At 59.3% G+C, this 18325-nt stretch carries 15 protein-coding genes; 9 read left to right on the top strand and 6 right to left on the bottom strand.

Going from position 1 to position 18325, the window contains the following annotated elements:
- Positions 1-57: 57 nt before the first annotated feature.
- On the bottom strand, positions 58-2283 hold the full coding sequence (locus ACA044_RS18795) for an NADP-dependent isocitrate dehydrogenase (RefSeq protein ID WP_497442734.1): 2226 nt from the start codon (positions 2281-2283) through the stop codon (positions 58-60).
- A 493-nt stretch (positions 2284-2776) separates the two neighbouring features.
- Here ACA044_RS18795 and icd point away from each other — a divergent pair, with 493 nt between their 5' ends.
- Positions 2777-4033, top strand: a complete 1257-nt coding sequence (icd, locus tag ACA044_RS18790) for an NADP-dependent isocitrate dehydrogenase (protein ID WP_497442733.1) — start codon at positions 2777-2779, stop codon at positions 4031-4033.
- Positions 4034-4097: 64 nt separating this feature from the next.
- Here icd and ACA044_RS18785 read toward each other — a convergent pair whose 3' ends face one another.
- Positions 4098-4376 carry a cold shock domain-containing protein gene (locus tag ACA044_RS18785; protein ID WP_497442732.1) on the bottom strand — a complete coding sequence of 93 codons (279 nt, stop codon included), beginning with the start codon at positions 4374-4376 and terminating at the stop codon, positions 4098-4100.
- Between the two features lie 224 nt (positions 4377-4600).
- Here ACA044_RS18785 and clpS point away from each other — a divergent pair, with 224 nt between their 5' ends.
- Together clpS and clpA are read left to right on the top strand one after the other, a co-directional pair.
- Positions 4601-4963 carry an ATP-dependent Clp protease adapter ClpS gene (clpS, locus tag ACA044_RS18780; RefSeq protein ID WP_015094394.1) on the top strand — a complete coding sequence of 121 codons (363 nt, stop codon included), beginning with the start codon at positions 4601-4603 and terminating at the stop codon, positions 4961-4963.
- A gap of 30 nt (positions 4964-4993) precedes the next feature.
- On the top strand, positions 4994-7264 hold the full coding sequence (gene clpA / locus ACA044_RS18775) for an ATP-dependent Clp protease ATP-binding subunit ClpA (protein WP_461966123.1): 2271 nt from the start codon (positions 4994-4996) through the stop codon (positions 7262-7264).
- Between the two features lie 255 nt (positions 7265-7519).
- On the opposite strand, the gene infA is transcribed toward clpA, so the two are convergent.
- The 4 genes from infA to trxB all read right to left on the bottom strand — a co-directional run bounded on the left by infA (position 7520) and on the right by trxB (position 10344).
- Positions 7520-7738 carry a translation initiation factor IF-1 gene (infA, locus tag ACA044_RS18770; protein ID WP_002553999.1) on the bottom strand — a complete coding sequence of 73 codons (219 nt, stop codon included), beginning with the start codon at positions 7736-7738 and terminating at the stop codon, positions 7520-7522.
- Positions 7739-7838: 100 nt separating this feature from the next.
- Positions 7839-8546 carry an arginyltransferase gene (locus ACA044_RS18765; RefSeq protein WP_497442731.1) on the bottom strand — a complete coding sequence of 236 codons (708 nt, stop codon included), beginning with the start codon at positions 8544-8546 and terminating at the stop codon, positions 7839-7841.
- Positions 8547-8634: 88 nt separating this feature from the next.
- Positions 8635-9315, bottom strand: coding sequence for a leucyl/phenylalanyl-tRNA--protein transferase (gene aat, locus ACA044_RS18760; RefSeq protein ID WP_497442730.1), 681 nt, complete (start codon positions 9313-9315; stop codon positions 8635-8637).
- A 69-nt stretch (positions 9316-9384) separates the two neighbouring features.
- Positions 9385-10344, bottom strand: a complete 960-nt coding sequence (gene trxB / locus ACA044_RS18755) for a thioredoxin-disulfide reductase (RefSeq protein WP_305446144.1) — start codon at positions 10342-10344, stop codon at positions 9385-9387.
- A gap of 306 nt (positions 10345-10650) precedes the next feature.
- On the opposite strand from trxB, the gene ACA044_RS18750 reads away from it, so the two are divergent.
- The 6 genes from ACA044_RS18750 to cysG all read left to right on the top strand — a co-directional run bounded on the left by ACA044_RS18750 (position 10651) and on the right by cysG (position 18301).
- A complete protein-coding gene (locus tag ACA044_RS18750) occupies positions 10651-13056 on the top strand; it encodes a DNA translocase FtsK (RefSeq protein ID WP_497442729.1) in 2406 nt (801 codons plus the stop codon).
- A gap of 68 nt (positions 13057-13124) precedes the next feature.
- Positions 13125-13748, top strand: a complete 624-nt coding sequence (gene lolA / locus ACA044_RS18745; RefSeq protein WP_007904916.1) for an outer membrane lipoprotein periplasmic chaperone LolA — start codon at positions 13125-13127, stop codon at positions 13746-13748.
- 165 nt (positions 13749-13913) lie between these two features.
- Positions 13914-15236: a replication-associated recombination protein A gene (locus ACA044_RS18740; protein ID WP_497442728.1), complete on the top strand. Its 1323-nt coding sequence runs from the start codon at positions 13914-13916 to the stop codon at positions 15234-15236.
- Complete coding sequence (gene crcB / locus ACA044_RS18735; RefSeq protein WP_497442727.1) at positions 15236-15610, top strand: fluoride efflux transporter CrcB; 375 nt, start codon at positions 15236-15238, stop codon at positions 15608-15610. The genes ACA044_RS18740 and crcB overlap by 1 nt, the downstream gene beginning before the upstream one ends.
- Positions 15611-15625: 15 nt before the next feature.
- Complete coding sequence (serS, locus tag ACA044_RS18730; RefSeq protein ID WP_497442726.1) at positions 15626-16906, top strand: serine--tRNA ligase; 1281 nt, start codon at positions 15626-15628, stop codon at positions 16904-16906.
- Positions 16907-18301 carry a siroheme synthase CysG gene (cysG, locus tag ACA044_RS18725; protein WP_497442725.1) on the top strand — a complete coding sequence of 465 codons (1395 nt, stop codon included), beginning with the start codon at positions 16907-16909 and terminating at the stop codon, positions 18299-18301.
- Positions 18302-18325: the final 24 nt, after the last annotated feature.

The following is an 18325-nucleotide window of genomic DNA, read 5'->3' as shown; positions in this document are numbered from 1 at the left end:
GGGGGCACAAACAGAAACCCCGGCACTGGGCCGGGGTTTCCTTGCATCCTTACAACCTTAAACCAGCGCAGCGATCGCGGCGTTGAAAGTGTTGCTTGGGCGCATGGCCTTACTGATCAGCTCGGCATTGCCGTGGTAGTAACCGCCGATGTCCACTGGCTTGCCCTGAACCGCGTTGAGTTCGGCGACGATGGTCGCTTCGTTCTCGGTCAGGGTCTTGGCCAGCTGGCCGAACTGCGCTTGCAGTGCAGCGTCTTCGGTCTGGGCGGCCAGGGCTTGAGCCCAGTACAGCGCCAGGTAGAAGTGGCTGCCGCGGTTATCGATGTTGCCGACTTTACGCGATGGCGACTTGTTGTTATCCAGGAACTGGCCGGTGGCCTGATCCAGGGTCTTGGCCAGCACCAACGCTTTAGGGTTGTTGTAGGTAACACCCAGGTGCTCGAGGGAAGCGGCCAGGGCCAGGAACTCACCCAGGGAATCCCAGCGCAGGAAGTTCTCTTCCAGCAACTGCTGAACGTGCTTAGGTGCCGAACCGCCGGCGCCGGTTTCGAACAGACCGCCGCCATTCATCAGCGGAACGATCGACAGCATCTTGGCGCTGGTGCCCAGTTCCATGATCGGGAACAGGTCAGTCAGGTAGTCGCGCAATACGTTGCCGGTCACCGAGATGGTGTCCTTGCCTTCGCGAGTGCGAGCCAGGGTGAACTTCATCGCGTCGACTGGCGACATGATGCGGATGTCCAGGCCTGCGGTGTCGTGATCCTTCAGGTACGCCTGAACTTTCTCGATCACTACGCCGTCGTGGGCGCGCATTGGGTCCAGCCAGAAAATGGCCGGAGTTGCGCTTGCGCGAGCACGATTGACGGCCAGTTTGACCCAGTCCTGGATCGGCGCGTCTTTGGTCTGGCACATGCGGAAGGTGTCGCCGGCTTCCACGGTTTGTTCCAGCAGGGTGCGGCCAGCGCCGTCGGAAACCCGGACCACGCCATTCGCCTTGATCTGGAAGGTCTTGTCGTGGGAGCCGTATTCTTCGGCTTTTTTCGCCATCAGGCCGACGTTTGGCACGCTGCCCATGGTGGTCGGATCGAAGGCGCCGTGTTGCTTGCAGTCTTCGATCACCGCCTGGTAGATGGTGGCGTAGCAGCGATCCGGGATCACTGCCTTGGTATCGTGCAGTTGGCCGTCGGTGCCCCACATTTTGCCGGAGTCACGGATCATGGCCGGCATCGAGGCGTCGACGATGACGTCGCTTGGCACGTGCAGGTTGGTGATGCCTTTGTCGGAGTTGACCATGGCCAACGACGGACGAACGGCGTAGACCGCCTGGATGTCCGCTTCGATCTGCGCTTGTTGCTCGGCAGGCAAAGCCTTGATGCGAGCGTACAGGTCGCCGATGCCGTTGTTCAGGTTGAAGCCGATCTGGGCCAGCACGTCAGCGTGCTTGGCCAGGGCGTCTTTATAGAACTCGGCAACGATCTGGCCGAACATGATCGGGTCGGAGACCTTCATCATGGTGGCTTTCAGGTGGACCGACAGCAGCACGCCTTGTTGTTTGGCGTCTTCGATCTCGGCGGCGATGAAGCTACGCAGCGCGTTTTTGCTCATGACCGCGCAATCGAGGATCTCACCGGCTTGTACGGTGGTCTTTTCTTTCAGGACGGTGGTGGTGCCGTCTTGAGCGATCAGTTCGATTTTAACGGCGTCAGCGGCGTCGATCAGGGCCGCTTTTTCGCTGCCGTAGAAATCGCCGGTGCTCATGTGAGCCACGTGGGACTTGGAGTCCGCAGCCCAGGCGCCCATTTTATGCGGGTGCTTGCGCGCGTAGTTTTTGACCGACAGTGGTGCGCGACGATCGGAGTTGCCTTCGCGCAGAACCGGGTTCACGGCGCTGCCCTTGATCTTGTCGTAACGCGACTTGGCGAGCTTGTCGGCATCGCTGGTCACGGTTTCCGGGTAGTCCGGCAGTGCGAAGCCCTGGGCTTGCAGCTCTTTGATCGCGGCCTGCAGTTGCGGAACCGAAGCACTGATGTTCGGCAGCTTGATGATGTTGGCTTCAGGCGTAACGGCCAGGTCGCCCAGTTCGGCGAGGTGGTCGGCTACGGCTTTGTCACCCAATTGCTCGGGGAAGCTGGCCAGGATGCGCCCTGCAAGAGAGATATCGCGGGTTTCAACGGCGATATCAGCGGAGGCGGTGAAGGCCTCTACGATAGGCAACAGTGAATAGGTGGCGAGGGCTGGGGCTTCGTCGGTGAAGGTATAGATGATCTTCGAGCGGGTGGGCATATTCGGATTAACTCTCTCTTCTTTGCTAAAGCGTGCGCAGAAACTCGAGGGGCGCCGGGTAAGCGCGTTCGTTCAAAGTCATCCATGAGCCGAATGTCGAGGTTTCTTCGCGGTGATGTTGGGTGCATCAGTCGAGCGTCAAGCGGGTGGACTGCGGTAGCAATCCGGCTTATTCGGGCCCAACGTCTTGTGATAGAGCGGTCGGCCGTCGTGACTCTGTGGTCAGCGGCGGCATTATACATAGGTAGCTGGCAATCTGCCGATGGTTCATATGCAACGTTTTTCGTCCATTGGTCTAAAGGTCGCAGGCCGGTGTGGGGCGTAGAGTCGTTCGCCGTGCTTGAGTTTGGCGCTTTTCCCTTTGCTTTCAGGCTTGTACGTCGCGAACTGTGCAGCTTTGCGGCAGATGGGCGGAACATAGGGTTTGCGCGCCGATTTAACTGGGGTACGCTCGAACGCAGCCAGATGTTCAATCCAAACAATGGAGTTCAGCATGGGATACAAGAAGATTCAGGTTCCAGCCGTCGGCGACAAAATCACCGTCAACGCGGACCATTCTCTCAATGTTCCTAACAACCCGATCATCCCCTTCATCGAAGGCGATGGTATTGGCGTTGATATCAGCCCGGTCATGATCAAGGTTGTCGATGCTGCTGTTAAGAAGGCTTACGGCGGCGAGCGCAAAATTTCCTGGATGGAAGTCTACGCCGGGGAGAAAGCGACTCAGGTTTACGATCAGGACACCTGGCTACCTCAGGAAACCCTGGACGCAGTCAAGGATTACGTGGTTTCCATCAAGGGCCCTCTGACCACTCCGGTTGGCGGCGGCATCCGTTCGCTGAACGTGGCCCTGCGTCAGCAACTCGACCTGTATGTGTGCCTGCGCCCGGTGCGCTGGTTCGAAGGCGTGCCGAGCCCGGTCAAGAAGCCAGGCGATGTCGACATGACCATCTTCCGCGAAAACTCGGAAGACATTTATGCCGGTATCGAATGGAAGGCCGGTTCGCCGGAAGCGACCAAGGTCATCAAGTTTCTAAAAGAAGAAATGGGTGTTACCAAGATCCGTTTCGACGAAAACTGCGGTATCGGTGTCAAGCCGGTTTCTCTGGAAGGCACCAAGCGTCTGGCGCGCAAGGCCCTGCAGTATGTGGTCGACAATGACCGCGACTCGCTGACCATCGTGCACAAAGGCAACATCATGAAGTTCACCGAAGGTGCCTTCAAGGAATGGGCCTACGAAGTGGCCGCTGAAGAGTTCGGCGCAACCCTGCTCGACGGCGGTCCGTGGATGCAGTTCAAGAACCCGAAAACCGGCAAGAACGTCATCGTCAAGGACGCCATCGCCGACGCCATGCTCCAGCAGATCCTGCTGCGCCCGGCCGAGTACGATGTGATCGCGACCCTGAACCTCAACGGCGACTACCTCTCCGACGCCCTGGCGGCCGAAGTGGGCGGTATCGGCATTGCACCGGGTGCAAACCTGTCCGACACCGTGGCGATGTTCGAAGCGACCCATGGCACCGCGCCGAAATACGCCGGCAAGGACCAGGTCAACCCGGGTTCGTTGATCCTGTCAGCCGAGATGATGCTGCGTCACATGGGCTGGACCGAAGCGGCCGACCTGATCATCAAAGGCACCAACGGCGCGATCTCCGCCAAAACCGTGACCTATGACTTCGAACGTTTGATGGATGGCGCGAAACTGCTGTCGTCTTCTGCGTTTGGTGATGCGCTGATTTCGCACATGTAAGTCATCCGGGCACAACAAAAAACCGCCTTCGGGCGGTTTTTTTATGACTGGATGACAGGTCGCGTCAGCTCGACACTGTTTCTTGCCGGGCGGCAGGTGCGGTCCGTTGGTTTGAGGGCGTGGCTGCGATCTTTACCGCATGCAACCCTTTGGGGCCCTGAACGATCTCGAAGCTAACGTCTTGCCCAGCCTTGAGGGTCTTGTATCCATCCATCTCAATGGCCGAATAGTGGGCAAAGAAATCGATTTCTTTGCCATCCTCGTCACGACCTTCTCTGGCGTCGGTGTTAATGAAACCGAACCCCTTGGCATTGTTGAACCATTTCACCTTGCCGACTGACATACCCATATCCCTCTGCAACAGACTCCATCACTGGAGTATCATCCAGTTAATCCGCAGTCTAATCTTGCAAATAGATTGACTCCGCGGACCTTTTTTACCCACTGTGGGCTCTATTGGTTGTAACACCGATTTTCCGATAGTCAAGGTGACCGGGCCGTCGGAGTTGAAAACGTTCATAGCCGCCCCCACCACTGTATTTGCACAACTGACGAACCTTTCTTTCCATGCATGCAATCAGCCAGATTCGACTAACATTCAATCAGGATCGCCCTGATTTACACGACGACGATTCCGCAGGCATTGCTGTTCAGGAGGCTAAGCCTGCTTTACAGGCACCACCGATGTACAAGGTGGTTTTGTTCAACGATGACTACACACCGATGGATTTCGTCGTCGAAGTGCTCGAGGTGTTTTTTAACCTGAATCGCGAGCTGGCGACCAAGGTCATGCTGGCCGTCCACACAGAAGGACGGGCAGTATGTGGAGTGTTTACCCGCGACATCGCCGAGACTAAGGCCATGCAGGTCAACCAGTACGCCAGGGAAAGCCAGCATCCGCTACTCTGTGAAATCGAGAAGGACGGTTAATCGCCGACCACTTGGGTATGAGGTGAAGCTATGTTAAACCGCGAGCTCGAAGTCACCCTCAATCTAGCCTTCAAGGAGGCTCGTTCGAAACGTCATGAATTCATGACCGTCGAACACCTGCTGCTGGCCCTATTGGATAATGAGGCTGCCGCCACCGTTTTGCGTGCCTGCGGCGCAAACCTCGACAAACTCAAGCATGATCTGCAGGAGTTCATCGACTCCACCACGCCATTGATCCCCCTTCATGACGAGGATCGTGAAACCCAGCCAACCCTGGGCTTCCAGCGTGTATTGCAGCGTGCTGTCTTTCACGTACAGAGCTCGGGCAAACGCGAAGTGACTGGCGCCAACGTGCTGGTCGCAATCTTCAGTGAGCAAGAGAGTCAGGCAGTGTTTCTGCTGAAACAGCAGAGCGTTGCGCGCATCGATGTCGTCAACTACATCGCCCATGGCATTTCCAAAGTGCCAGGGCACGGCGATCACTCTGAAGGTGAACAAGATATGCAGGACGACGAGGGCGGTGAGTCTTCTTCTTCAGGCAATCCTCTGGATGCTTATGCCAGCAACCTCAACGAACTCGCGCGCCAGGGTCGTATCGATCCGTTGGTAGGCCGTGAGCTGGAGGTCGAGCGCGTCGCGCAGATCCTGGCGCGTCGTCGCAAAAACAACCCACTGCTGGTGGGCGAGGCGGGCGTGGGTAAAACCGCGATTGCCGAAGGCCTGGCCAAGCGCATTGTCGACAACCAGGTGCCTGACCTGCTGGCCAACAGCGTGGTGTATTCCCTCGATCTGGGGGCTTTGCTGGCCGGGACCAAATACCGCGGCGATTTCGAGAAGCGCTTCAAGGCGCTGCTCAATGAGCTGAAAAAACGTCCACAGGCGATCCTGTTCATCGACGAGATCCACACCATCATTGGTGCGGGCGCTGCGTCCGGTGGTGTTATGGATGCTTCGAACCTGCTCAAGCCATTGCTGTCTTCGGGCGATATTCGCTGCATCGGTTCGACCACGTTCCAGGAATTCCGTGGGATCTTCGAGAAGGACCGTGCTCTGGCTCGGCGTTTCCAGAAGGTCGATGTGTCGGAACCTTCGGTGGAAGACACCATTGGCATCCTGCGTGGCCTGAAAGGGCGTTTCGAAGCGCACCACAACATCGAATACAGTGATGAAGCCCTGCGCGCCGCTGCCGAACTGGCCTCACGTTACATCAATGACCGGCACATGCCGGACAAGGCCATCGACGTCATCGACGAGGCGGGTGCCTATCAGCGTCTGCAACCGATCGAGAAACGCGTGAAACGCATCGAAGTGCCTCAGGTCGAGGACATTGTTGCGAAAATCGCGCGAATTCCGCCAAAACACGTCACCAGCTCCGACAAAGAACTGCTGCGTAACCTCGAGCGTGACCTGAAGCTCACGGTATTCGGCCAGGATGCGGCGATCGACTCGCTGTCGACCGCGATCAAGCTGTCCCGTGCCGGCCTCAAGTCGCCTGACAAGCCTGTCGGTTCGTTCCTGTTCGCAGGGCCGACCGGTGTCGGTAAAACCGAAGCCGCGCGGCAACTGGCCAAAGCGTTGGGGGTCGAGCTGCTTCGCTTCGACATGTCCGAGTATATGGAGCGCCACACCGTATCGCGTCTGATCGGTGCGCCTCCAGGCTATGTCGGGTTCGACCAGGGTGGTCTGCTGACCGAGGCCATCACCAAGCAGCCTCACTGCGTGCTGTTGCTCGATGAAATCGAGAAGGCGCATCCGGAAGTCTTCAACCTGCTGCTGCAGGTCATGGACCACGGTACGCTGACCGATAACAACGGGCGCAAGGCGGACTTCCGTAACGTGATCGTCATCATGACGACCAACGCCGGTGCCGAGACCGCAGCGCGTGCTTCGATCGGTTTCACCTATCAGGACCACTCGTCCGATGCGATGGAAGTGATCAAGAAGAGCTTCACGCCGGAATTCCGTAATCGTCTGGACACCATTATCCAGTTTGGTCGCCTCAGCCATGAGGTCATCAAAAGCGTGGTGGACAAGTTCCTTACCGAACTTCAGGCGCAGCTGGAAGACAAGCGTGTACTGCTGGAAGTCACCGATGCTGCTCGCAGCTGGCTGGCGGCCGGTGGTTACGACTCGGCAATGGGCGCTCGTCCAATGGCGCGTTTGATCCAGGACAAGATCAAGCGTCCGCTGGCCGAAGAGATCCTCTTTGGCGAACTGGCCGAGCATGGCGGTGTGGTACACATCGACATCAAGGACGGCGAGCTGACCTTCGAGTTCGAGACCACGGCTGAAATGGCCTGACGTTAAACCGCAACAAAGCAAAAAGGCGCCGATTGGCGCCTTTTTGCTTTCTGGTTGATTTCAAGCAATTAACACAAAACCCTGTGGGAGCGGGCTTGCCCGCGAAGGCGGCACATTCAGCATCCAGCAAGCAGACCCACCGCTATCGCGGGCAAGCCCGCTCCCACAGGATCTGCGCAATGGCTCGAAATGTGGCGGCCAATTCACGCGCAAACAAAAACGCCCGGCATAGCCGGGCGTTTTGTATTGACTTGATCAGCGAGCGCGGTAGGTGATGCGCCCTTTGCTCAAGTCATAGGGCGTCAGCTCGACGCGCACTTTGTCGCCGGTAAGAATACGGATGTAGTTCTTGCGCATCTTGCCGGAGATATGCGCGGTTACGACGTGCCCATTTTCCAACTCCACACGAAACATGGTGTTGGGCAGGGTGTCGACGACAGTGCCTTCCATTTCGAAGCTGTCTTCTTTCGACATGCAGTAAAGCCCTCGGTGTCCAATGAATGGCCCGGTGCAACTGCGCCAGGCAAAAGCGGCGTGCATTGTGCCCGAAAAATGGGGTTTAAGCCAAGGGGTTCTAGTTCAGGATGACCCAACGTTGATTAATCAGCAGTTCGATAGGGCGATATTGGGTCTTGTAGCTCATTTTTTTGCAGTTTTTGATCCAGTAGCCGAGATAAACCGCTTCCAGCCCCAGGCGCCGGGCTTCGGCGATCTGCCAGAGGATCGCGTAACGCCCCAGGCTGCGGCGTTCCTCGCAGGGTTCGTAGAAGGTGTAGACCGCTGACAGACCGTTGGGCAGCAGGTCGGTGACAGCCACTGCCAGCAGTCGGCCTTCAAGACGAAACTCGTAGAAACGGGAGAATGGCAGGTCACGCACCAGGAACGTCGAAAACTGATCGCGGCTCGGCGGATACATGTCGCCATCGGCATGACGTTGTTCGATGTAGCGCTGATAGAGGTCGAAGTACTCTTCGCTGAATTTTGGCCTGGCCGGACGCACCTGCAAATCGGCATTGCGTTTGAGAATGCGTTTTTGCTGACGGTTGGGGGTGAATTGCGCCACAGGAATGCGCGCCGGTACGCACGCATTGCAATGCTGGCAATGGGGCCGGTAGAGATGATCGCCGCTGCGACGAAAGCCCATTTCCGACAGATCTGCATAGACGTGCACATCCATGGGCTGACTAGGGTCGAGGAACAGCGTCGTGGCCTGCTCCTCGGGCAGATAACTGCAAGAGTGAGGCTGAGTGGCATAGAACTTCAAGCGCGCCAACTCGGTCATGATCAACCCTCGGGATAAACTTTTGATTAGGGGGTGTTCTCAATTCGTTTCCCCCGCATTAAGTGTAAGCCACGCGCGCAAAAGTCGCTCAGCAAACCCAGGTGGCACGGTCGGGTTGATCCAGATGCCGCGCAAGGTAGCCGGCAAATTCGCTGCGGGGAATCGCTCGGGCACCGAGGCTGTGCAGATGATCGGTAGGCATCTGGCAATCGATCAGCACAAAACCCGAGTCTTTCAGATGTCGCACCAGTGTGGCAAAGCCATATTTGGAGGCGTTGTCGGCGCGACTGAACATCGACTCGCCGAAAAACAACTGCCCCATGGCCAGGCCGTAGAGCCCGCCGACCAGCACACCATCGTCCCAGACCTCCACCGAATGGGCATAACCACGCCTGTGCAGTTCGACATAGGCGTCCTGCATCGCTTGGGTGATCCAGGTGCCGTCGGCGTACTCGCGTGGTGCGGCACAGGCGCGGATGACCGCGGCAAAATCCCGATCGAAGGTCACTTGATAGCGCTGTTGGCGCAACAGTTTATTCAGGCTGCGAGAGACATGCAGTTCGTCGGGAAACAGTACCGTACGCGGATCCGGCGACCACCAGAGAATTGGCTGGCCCTCCGAAAACCACGGAAAGCAGCCGTGGCGATAGGCTTGGATCAGACGGTCGGCGGACAAATCGCCGCCCGCGGCCAGCAGCCCGTTGGGGGCGCGCATGGCTTTTTCCAGCGGCGGGAAGGTCAGGGTGTTGCGTTGTAACCAAGTCAGCATGGCATCCGGGCTTTGCAGAAGGGGAGGGCGGTGGCGGGCCGTTGAGCCCGCCTTGAAGGAGGTTAACCGTCAAACGGTGGGGATGTCATCGAGATACTTCTCGGCGTCCAGCGCGGCCATGCAGCCGGCCCCGGCGGACGTCACCGCCTGGCGGTAAATATGATCGGCCACATCACCGGCGGCGAACACGCCTTCGATGTCGGTGGCGGTGGCGTCACCTTCGCTGCCACCCTTGACCAGCAGGTAGCCGTCACGCATTTTCAGCTGGCCCTGGAACAGGTCGGTGTTGGGCTTGTGGCCGATGGCGATGAATACGCCAGCCAGCGACAAATCATTGGTTTCGCCCGTATGGCTGTGCCGCAGGCGGGCACCGGTCACGCCGCTGGCATCGCCCAGTACTTCGTCCAGATTCTGGTTCCAGTGCAGGCGGATATTGCCATTGGCGGCTTTTTCGAAGAGCTTGTCCTGGAGAATCTTTTCCGAGCGCAGTTTGTCGCGACGGTGAATCAGATGAACTTCCTTGGCGATGTTCGACAGGTACAACGCTTCTTCAACGGCCGTGTTGCCTCCGCCGACCACCGCGACCACCTGGTTGCGGTAGAAGAAGCCATCGCAGGTGGCGCAAGCCGAAACCCCTTTGCCGGCAAAGGCTTCTTCCGATGGCAACCCCAGGTATTGTGCCGAAGCGCCGGTGGCGATAATCAGCGCATCGCAGGTGTAGGTGCCGCTGTCGCCGATGAGCTCGAACGGGCGCTGTTGCAACTTGGCGGTATGGATGTGGTCGTAAACGATCTCGGTGTCGAAGCGTTCGGCGTGTTTTTGCATGCGTTCCATCAGTACCGGGCCGGTTAGGCCTTCGACGTCGCCGGGCCAGTTGTCGACTTCGACGGTGGTGGTCAGCTGGCCACCTGCCTGTATGCCGGTGATGACAACGGGTTTGAGGTTGGCGCGAGCGGCATAAACGGCTGCGCTGTAACCGGCAGGGCCGGACCCCAGAATGATCAGGCGGGAATGCTTCGCTTCACTCATAAAAACACCTCATAAGCCTTTGTCACAAAAGAGAATGCATGCTCAAATTGGACTGCGCGTACTGTGCTGTTGGCTAGGCTGCACCCAAGGGTCTCAAGCATGGCATTGGGCGAACAAACCCGTACAATGCCTGCTTGTAACAGTGTTTGTATCAAAAAAGCGGTGCGTGCCGTATTTCGAAAAACCGGGGCGCAGTGTTAAAAGTAGTCCCAGTTGCACCTGTTAACTTTTTTACCTGCCTGGATTGGGCAGTTTTTATAGTCATTCAACAGATGGACGCGCCATGGGCGCAGGAAAAGAAGCGTTTTGAAGAAATCCACCGCAGCACCTAAAACAGTCGTTCCGGCCTGGCGCCAGCACTTGCACTACCGGCTCAAGGAAGGTGCATTGATTGCTATCGGCGCCTTGTGCCTGTTCCTGATGATGGCCTTGTTGACCTACGGCAAGGACGATCCAGGCTGGAGCCATAACAGCAAGATCGACGATGTGCAGAACTTCGGCGGGCCTGCCGGCTCTTACAGCGCCGACATCCTGTTCATGGTCCTGGGTTACTTCGCCTACATTTTCCCGTTGCTGCTGGCGATCAAGGCCTATCAGATCTTCCGCCAGCGCCACGAGCCGTGGCAGTGGAGCGGCTGGCTGTTCTCCTGGCGCCTGATCGGCCTGGTGTTTCTGGTGTTGTCGGGCGCGGCGCTGGCCCACATTCATTTTCATGCGGCGACCGGTCTGCCGGCCGGCGCGGGTGGCGCTTTGGGCGAAAGCCTCGGCGATCTGGCCAGGAACGCACTGAACATCCAGGGCAGCACGTTGTTGTTCATCGCGCTGTTCCTGTTTGGCCTGACGGTGTTCACCGACCTGTCGTGGTTCAAGGTGATGGACGTCACCGGCAAGATCACCCTTGACCTGTTCGAACTGTTTCAGGGCGCGGCCAATCGCTGGTGGGCGGCCCGTAACGAACGCAAGCAACTGGTCGCCCAATTGCGTGAAGTCGACGATCGCGTGCATGACGTGGTCGCGCCGACCGTCACCGACAAACGCGAACAAGCCAAGGTCAAGGAGCGCCTGATCGAGCGTGAGCAGGCCCTGAGCAAGCACATGTCCGAGCGCGAGAAGCAGGTGCCGCCGGTGATTGCCCCGGCTCCGACCAGGGCGCCCGAGCCAAGCAAACGCGTACAGAAAGAGAAACAGGCGCCGTTGTTCGTCGACAGTGCCGTGGAAGGCACCTTGCCGCCGATCTCGATTCTCGACCCCGCGGAAAAGAAACAACTCAATTATTCGCCTGAATCCCTGGCGGCCGTCGGCCACTTGCTGGAAATCAAGCTCAAGGAATTCGGCGTCGAAGTCTCGGTGGATTCGATTCACCCGGGCCCGGTGATTACCCGTTACGAAATCCAGCCAGCGGCCGGCGTCAAAGTCAGCCGCATCTCCAACCTGGCGAAAGACCTGGCCCGTTCCCTGGCCGTGACCAGTGTGCGTGTCGTGGAAGTGATTCCGGGCAAGACCACGGTCGGTATCGAGATCCCTAACGAAGACCGGCAGATCGTGCGGTTCTCCGAGGTCTTGTCGACCCCCGAGTACGATAACTTCAAGTCTCCGGTCACCCTGGCCCTGGGTCATGATATCGGCGGCAAACCGGTCATCACTGACCTGGCGAAAATGCCGCACTTGCTGGTGGCCGGTACGACCGGTTCCGGTAAGTCGGTGGGTGTGAACGCGATGATCCTGTCGATTCTGTTCAAGTCTGGCCCGGAAGACGCCAAGCTGATCATGATCGACCCGAAAATGCTTGAGCTGTCGATCTACGAAGGCATTCCGCACCTGTTGTGCCCGGTGGTCACCGACATGAAGGACGCCGCCAACGCCTTGCGCTGGAGCGTCGCCGAGATGGAACGGCGCTACAAACTGATGGCGAAGATGGGCGTGCGCAACCTGTCGGGCTTCAACGCCAAGGTCAAGGAAGCCCAGGACGCCGGCGAGCCGTTGAGCGATCCGCTGTACAAGCGCGAAAGCATCCACGACGAGGCACCGCTGCTGCAGAAATTGCCGACCATCGTCGTGGTCGTCGACGAATTCGCCGACATGATGATGATCGTCGGCAAGAAGGTTGAAGAACTGATCGCCCGTATCGCCCAGAAGGCCCGTGCGGCCGGCATCCACTTGATCCTCGCGACCCAGCGGCCGTCGGTGGACGTGATCACCGGTCTGATCAAGGCGAACATCCCGACCCGTATGGCGTTCCAGGTATCGAGCAAGATCGACTCGCGGACCATCATCGACCAGGGCGGCGCCGAACAACTGCTGGGCCACGGTGATATGTTGTACATGCCGCCGGGCACCAGCCTGCCGATTCGTGTTCACGGCGCGTTCGTGTCCGACGACGAGGTTCACCGGGTGGTTGAAGCCTGGAAACTGCGCGGCGCGCCGGAATACAACGACGACATCCTCGCCGGTGTCGAAGAGGCCGGTAGCGGCTTTGAAAACGGCGGCGGTGGCGGTGACGATGATGCCGAAACCGATGCGCTCTACGACGAAGCGGTGCAGTTCGTACTGGAAAGCCGTCGTGCGTCCATCTCCGCGGTTCAGCGCAAGCTGAAAATCGGCTACAACCGCGCGGCGCGCATGATCGAAGCCATGGAAATGGCCGGGGTCGTGACGTCCATGAACACCAATGGTTCGCGTGAAGTCCTGGCCCCTGGCCCGGTACGCGACTGATCCGGTTTTGAAAGGGGCGGCGTCTTGAGGCGCCGCCCGCACTCCCACGAATGTTTATGAGGACTCCCATGCGTCTTATCCGCATGCTGTTGCTGCCGGTACTGGCTTTGACCACGCTCTCGGCCCACGCCGATGACAAGGACGTGGCGCGTCTGACTCAACTGCTGGAAAAATCCCAGACCCTGACCGCGCGTTTCTCCCAACTGACGCTTGATGGCAGCGGCACCCAGTTGCAGGAAACCGCCGGTCAAATGTCTTTGCAGCGCCCGGGCCTGTTCTACTGGCACACCGATGCGCCGCAAGAGCAACTGATGGTGTCCGATGGCAAGAAGGTTTCCCTGTGGGACCCGGACCTGGAACAGGTCACCATCAAGACCCTCGACCAGCGTCTGACCCAGACTCCGGCACTGTTGTTGTCCGGTGACGTGTCCAAGATCAGCCAGAGCTTTGACATCAGCGCCAAGGAAGCCGGCGGCGTGATTGATTTCACGCTGAAGCCGAAGACCAAAGACACCCTGTTCGACAGCCTGCGTCTGTCGTTCCGTAACGGTCTGGTCAATGACATGCAATTGATCGACAGCGTCGGCCAGCGCACCAACATTCTGTTCACCGGCGTGAAGGCCAACGAGCCGATTCCGGCGTCCAAGTTCAAGTTCGACATCCCCAAGGGTGCGGACGTGATCCAGGAATAAACGCAAAACCTGTGGGAGCGGGCTTGCTCGCGAAGGCGGTGTATCAGACAACATTGATGGCGACTGACACGCCCTCTTCGCGAGCAAGCCCGCTCCCACAGGGATTGTGGTGTTTAGCGCTTTGACTGATCGGCATCAGGACCCAGTGAGGTTTCATAAGTAGTGATGGACCTGTTTCGCAGTGCCCCGATTGCTCAGCCCTTGGCCGCCCGCTTGCGTGCGGCCAATCTGGACGAGTACGTCGGTCAGGAACACGTGCTCGCTCGCGGCAAGCCTTTGCGCGAAGCCCTGGAGCAGGGTGCCCTGCACTCGATGATTTTCTGGGGGCCGCCGGGGGTGGGCAAAACCACCCTGGCACGGCTGCTGGCGGAAGTCTCGGATGCGCACTTTGAAACGGTTTCGGCGGTGCTGGCCGGGGTCAAAGAGATTCGTCAGGCGGTGGAAGTCGCCAAGCAACAGGCCGGCCAGTACGGTAAACGCACCATCCTGTTCGTCGACGAAGTGCACCGCTTCAACAAGTCCCAGCAGGATGCGTTCCTGCCCTACGTTGAAGACGGCACGCTGATTTTCATCGGCGCAACCACCGAAAACCCCTCGTTCGAACTCAATAACGCGCTCCTGTCCCGGGCGCGCGTCTATGTGCTCAAAAGCCTCGACGAAGCGGCTCTGCGCAAGCTGGTGCATCGCGCGTTGACCGAGGAGCGCGGGCTAGGCAAGCGGCAACTGACCCTCAGCGATGAGGGCTTCCAGATGCTGCTGTCCGCCGCCGATGGCGATGGCCGGCGTCTGCTCAACCTGCTGGAAAACGCCTCGGACCTGGCCGAAGACAACAGCGAAATCGGCGTCGATCTGCTGCAAAGTCTGCTCGGCGATACCCGTCGGCGCTTCGACAAGGGCGGCGAAGCCTTTTACGATCAGATTTCCGCCCTGCATAAATCGGTGCGCGGCTCCAATCCCGATGGCGCGTTGTACTGGTTCGCGCGGATGATCGACGGTGGTTGCGATCCGCTGTACCTGGCCCGGCGCGTGGTGCGCATGGCCAGTGAAGACATCGGTAACGCCGACCCCCGCGCCCTGAGCCTGTGCCTGGCGGCGTGGGAAGTGCAGGAGCGCCTCGGCAGCCCCGAAGGTGAATTGGCGGTGGCCCAGGCCATTACGTATCTGGCCTGCGCGCCGAAAAGCAACGCGGTGTACATGGGCTTCAAAGCCGCGATGCGCAGCGCCACCGAACACGGTTCGCTCGAAGTGCCGCTGCACCTGCGCAACGCGCCGACCAAGCTGATGAAGCAATTGGGCTATGGCGACGAATACCGTTATGCCCACGATGAACCGGAGGCCTACGCCGCTGGTGAAGACTACTTTCCGGAAGCGCTTGAGCCGCAACCGTTCTATCAGCCCGTGCCACGTGGCCTGGAGCTGAAGATCGGCGAGAAGCTCAACCACCTCGCTCAACTCGACCGTCTCAGTCCCCGGCAGCGGAGAAAATAGTGATTCCATTGATCGTTGCTGTTTCTGTCGGCGGTGCCGCCGGTACGCTGTTGCGCTTCGCCACCGGCAACTGGATCAACGCTAATTGGCCGCGGCACTTCTATACCGCGACGCTGGCCGTTAATATCGTGGGCTGTCTGCTGATCGGCGCTCTATACGGTCTGTTTTTGATACGCCCGGAAGTACCGATTGAGGTGCGTGCCGGGTTGATGGTCGGCTTCCTTGGGGGGCTGACGACTTTTTCATCCTTTTCACTGGATACGGTGCGCCTGTTGGAAACCGGGCAAATGCCGATGGCCCTGGGCTATGCGGCGATCAGCGTATTCGGCGGGCTGCTCGCCACTTGGGCCGGCCTGTCCTTGACCAAACTTTGATAACGAGAAACCGACATGCTCGATTCCAAACTGTTACGTAGCAACCTTCAGGACGTAGCGGACCGCCTGGCATCCCGTGGCTTTGCCCTGGATGTTGTGCGTATCGAAGCGCTGGAAGAACAGCGCAAGACCGTCCAGACCCGCACCGAAGCGCTGCAGGCTGAACGTAATGCGCGCTCCAAGTCCATCGGTCAGGCCAAGCAGCGCGGCGAAGACATCGCGCCGTTGATGGCGGACGTCGAGCGCATGGCGGGTGAGTTGGGTGCCGGTAAAGTCGAGCTGGACGCGATCCAGACCGAACTGGATTCGATTCTGCTGGGCATTCCTAACCTGCCGCACGAATCGGTGCCGGTCGGCGATGACGAAGAAGGCAACGTTGAAGTGCGCCGCTGGGGCACGCCGAAGACTTTCGATTTCCCGATTCAGGACCATGTGGCCCTGGGCGAGAAGTTCGGCTGGCTGGACTTCGAAACCGCCGCCAAGCTGTCCGGTGCCCGTTTCGCCCTGTTGCGTGGCCCGATCGCTCGTCTGCACCGTGCGCTGGCCCAGTTCATGATCAACCTGCACATCAACGAACACGGTTACGAAGAGGCTTACACCCCGTACCTGGTGCAAGCGCCTGCGTTGCAGGGCACCGGTCAGCTGCCGAAGTTCGAAGAAGACCTGTTCAAGATCAGCCGCGAAGGTGAAGCCGATCTGTACCTGATCCCGACCGCTGAAGTGTCGCTGACCAACATCGTCGCTGGCGAAATCGTCGACCCGAAACTGCTGCCGATCAAGTTCGTGGCGCACACGCCGTGCTTTCGCAGTGAGGCCGGTGCGTCGGGTCGCGATACTCGCGGCATGATCCGTCAGCACCAGTTCGACAAGGTCGAGATGGTCCAGATCGTTGAGCCGTCGACCTCGATGCAAGCGCTGGAAAACCTGACCGCCAACGCCGAGAAAGTCCTGCAACTGCTGGAGCTGCCATACCGCACCCTGGCACTGTGCACCGGTGACATGGGTTTCAGCGCGGTCAAGACCTACGACCTGGAAGTATGGATTCCGAGCCAGGACAAATACCGCGAGATTTCGTCGTGCTCCAACTGTGGCGATTTCCAGGCCCGCCGCATGCAAACGCGTTTCCGCAACCCGGAAACCGGCAAGCCTGAGCTGGTTCACACCCTGAACGGTTCCGGCCTCGCGGTCGGTCGTACCCTGGTGGCGGTGCTCGAGAACTACCAGCAGGCCGACGGTTCGATCCGTGTGCCTGAGGTGCTCAAGCCGTACATGGGTGGCCTTGAGGTCATCGGCTAAATGGACTATCTGCCGCTGTTTCATAACCTTCGCGGCAGTCGTGTATTGGTCGTCGGCGGAGGGGAGATTGCCTTGCGCAAATCCCGCCTGCTGGCCGAAGCCGGTGCGCTGCTGCGGGTGGTCGCCCCTGAAATCGAACCGCAACTGAGCAAACTGGTGGGCGATAGCGGTGGCGAATGTCTGTTGCGTGGCTACGTCGAGACGGATCTGGACGGTTGCGGGCTGATCATCGCCGCCACCGACGACGAACCGCTGAACGCGCAAGTCTCCGCCGATGCTCATCGACGTAGCGTGCCGGTCAATGTGGTGGACGCGCCGGCCCTGTGCAGTGTGATCTTCCCGGCAATCGTCGACCGTTCTCCGCTGATCATTGCCGTGTCCAGCGGCGGCGATGCCCCGGTGCTGGCGCGGTTGATTCGCGCCAAGCTGGAAACCTGGATTCCTTCCACCTACGGTCAACTGGCCGGTCTGGCGGCGCGGTTTCGCACTCAGGTCAAAGGTCTGTTCCCGGATGTGCAGCAGCGCCGGGCGTTCTGGGAGGATGTATTCCAGGGCCCGATTGCCGACCGGCAACTGGCCGGGCAGGGCGCTGAAGCCGAGCGCTTGATGCTGGCGAAGATCAATGGTGAAGCGCCTGTAGCCACTGGCGAAGTCTATTTGGTAGGTGCAGGGCCGGGTGATCCCGATCTGCTGACCTTCCGCGCCTTGCGTCTGATGCAGCAAGCCGATGTGGTGCTGTATGACCGGCTGGTGGCGCCGGCGATTCTGGATTTGTGCCGTCGCGATGCCGAGCGGGTCTACGTCGGCAAGCGCCGTGCCGATCACACCGTGCCTCAGGAACAGATCAACCAGCATCTGGTGGATCTGGCCAAGGCCGGCAAGCGCGTGGTGCGATTGAAGGGCGGCGATCCGTTCATCTTCGGGCGTGGCGGCGAAGAGATCGAAGAACTGGCGGCCCATGGCATCCCGTTCCAGGTCGTACCGGGCATCACCGCCGCCAGCGGTTGCGCGGCGTATGCCGGGATTCCGCTGACTCACCGCGATTACGCGCAGTCGGTGCGGTTCGTCACCGGGCATCTGAAGGACGGTTCCACCGATTTGCCGTGGGCCGACCTGGTCGCGCCGGCGCAAACCCTGGTGTTTTACATGGGGCTGGTGGGCCTGCCGATCATCTGCGAGCAGTTGATCAAGCACGGTCGCGCGGCTGATACCCCGGCGGCGTTGATCCAGCAGGGCACCACGGTCAATCAGCGAGTGTTTACCGGCACCCTGGCCGACCTTCCACGGCTGGTGGCGGAGCATGAAGTGCATGCGCCGACGCTGGTGATCGTTGGGGAAGTGGTGCAACTGCGTGAGAAACTGGCGTGGTTCGAAGGGGCTCAGGCGCAGGTCTGACCTGTGGCGAGGGGGCTTGCCCCC

It is taken from the genome of Pseudomonas sp. LBUM1673 (assembly GCF_059695645.1).
The sequence above is the reverse complement of the archived record's forward strand: the minus strand, read 5'-3'. Positions and strand labels throughout refer to the sequence as shown.

What these genes read in the sequence shown, in the direction of transcription:
- ACA044_RS18765 (WP_497442731.1), bottom strand. Translation starts at nt 8,546, where the DNA reads ATGACCGAGTTGGCGCGCTTGAAGTTCTATGCCACTCAGCCTCACTCT.
- ACA044_RS18795 (WP_497442734.1), bottom strand. Translation starts at nt 2,283, where the DNA reads ATGCCCACCCGCTCGAAGATCATCTATACCTTCACCGACGAAGCCCCA.
- lolA (WP_007904916.1), top strand. Translation starts at nt 13,125, where the DNA reads ATGCGTCTTATCCGCATGCTGTTGCTGCCGGTACTGGCTTTGACCACG.
- clpA (WP_461966123.1), top strand. Translation starts at nt 4,994, where the DNA reads ATGTTAAACCGCGAGCTCGAAGTCACCCTCAATCTAGCCTTCAAGGAG.
- ACA044_RS18785 (WP_497442732.1), bottom strand. Translation starts at nt 4,376, where the DNA reads ATGTCAGTCGGCAAGGTGAAATGGTTCAACAATGCCAAGGGGTTCGGT.
- aat (WP_497442730.1), bottom strand. Translation starts at nt 9,315, where the DNA reads ATGCTGACTTGGTTACAACGCAACACCCTGACCTTCCCGCCGCTGGAA.
- ACA044_RS18740 (WP_497442728.1), top strand. Translation starts at nt 13,914, where the DNA reads ATGGACCTGTTTCGCAGTGCCCCGATTGCTCAGCCCTTGGCCGCCCGC.
- infA (WP_002553999.1), bottom strand. Translation starts at nt 7,738, where the DNA reads ATGTCGAAAGAAGACAGCTTCGAAATGGAAGGCACTGTCGTCGACACC.
- serS (WP_497442726.1), top strand. Translation starts at nt 15,626, where the DNA reads ATGCTCGATTCCAAACTGTTACGTAGCAACCTTCAGGACGTAGCGGAC.
- clpS (WP_015094394.1), top strand. Translation starts at nt 4,601, where the DNA reads ATGCATGCAATCAGCCAGATTCGACTAACATTCAATCAGGATCGCCCT.
- icd (WP_497442733.1), top strand. Translation starts at nt 2,777, where the DNA reads ATGGGATACAAGAAGATTCAGGTTCCAGCCGTCGGCGACAAAATCACC.
- trxB (WP_305446144.1), bottom strand. Translation starts at nt 10,344, where the DNA reads ATGAGTGAAGCGAAGCATTCCCGCCTGATCATTCTGGGGTCCGGCCCT.
- cysG (WP_497442725.1), top strand. Translation starts at nt 16,907, where the DNA reads ATGGACTATCTGCCGCTGTTTCATAACCTTCGCGGCAGTCGTGTATTG.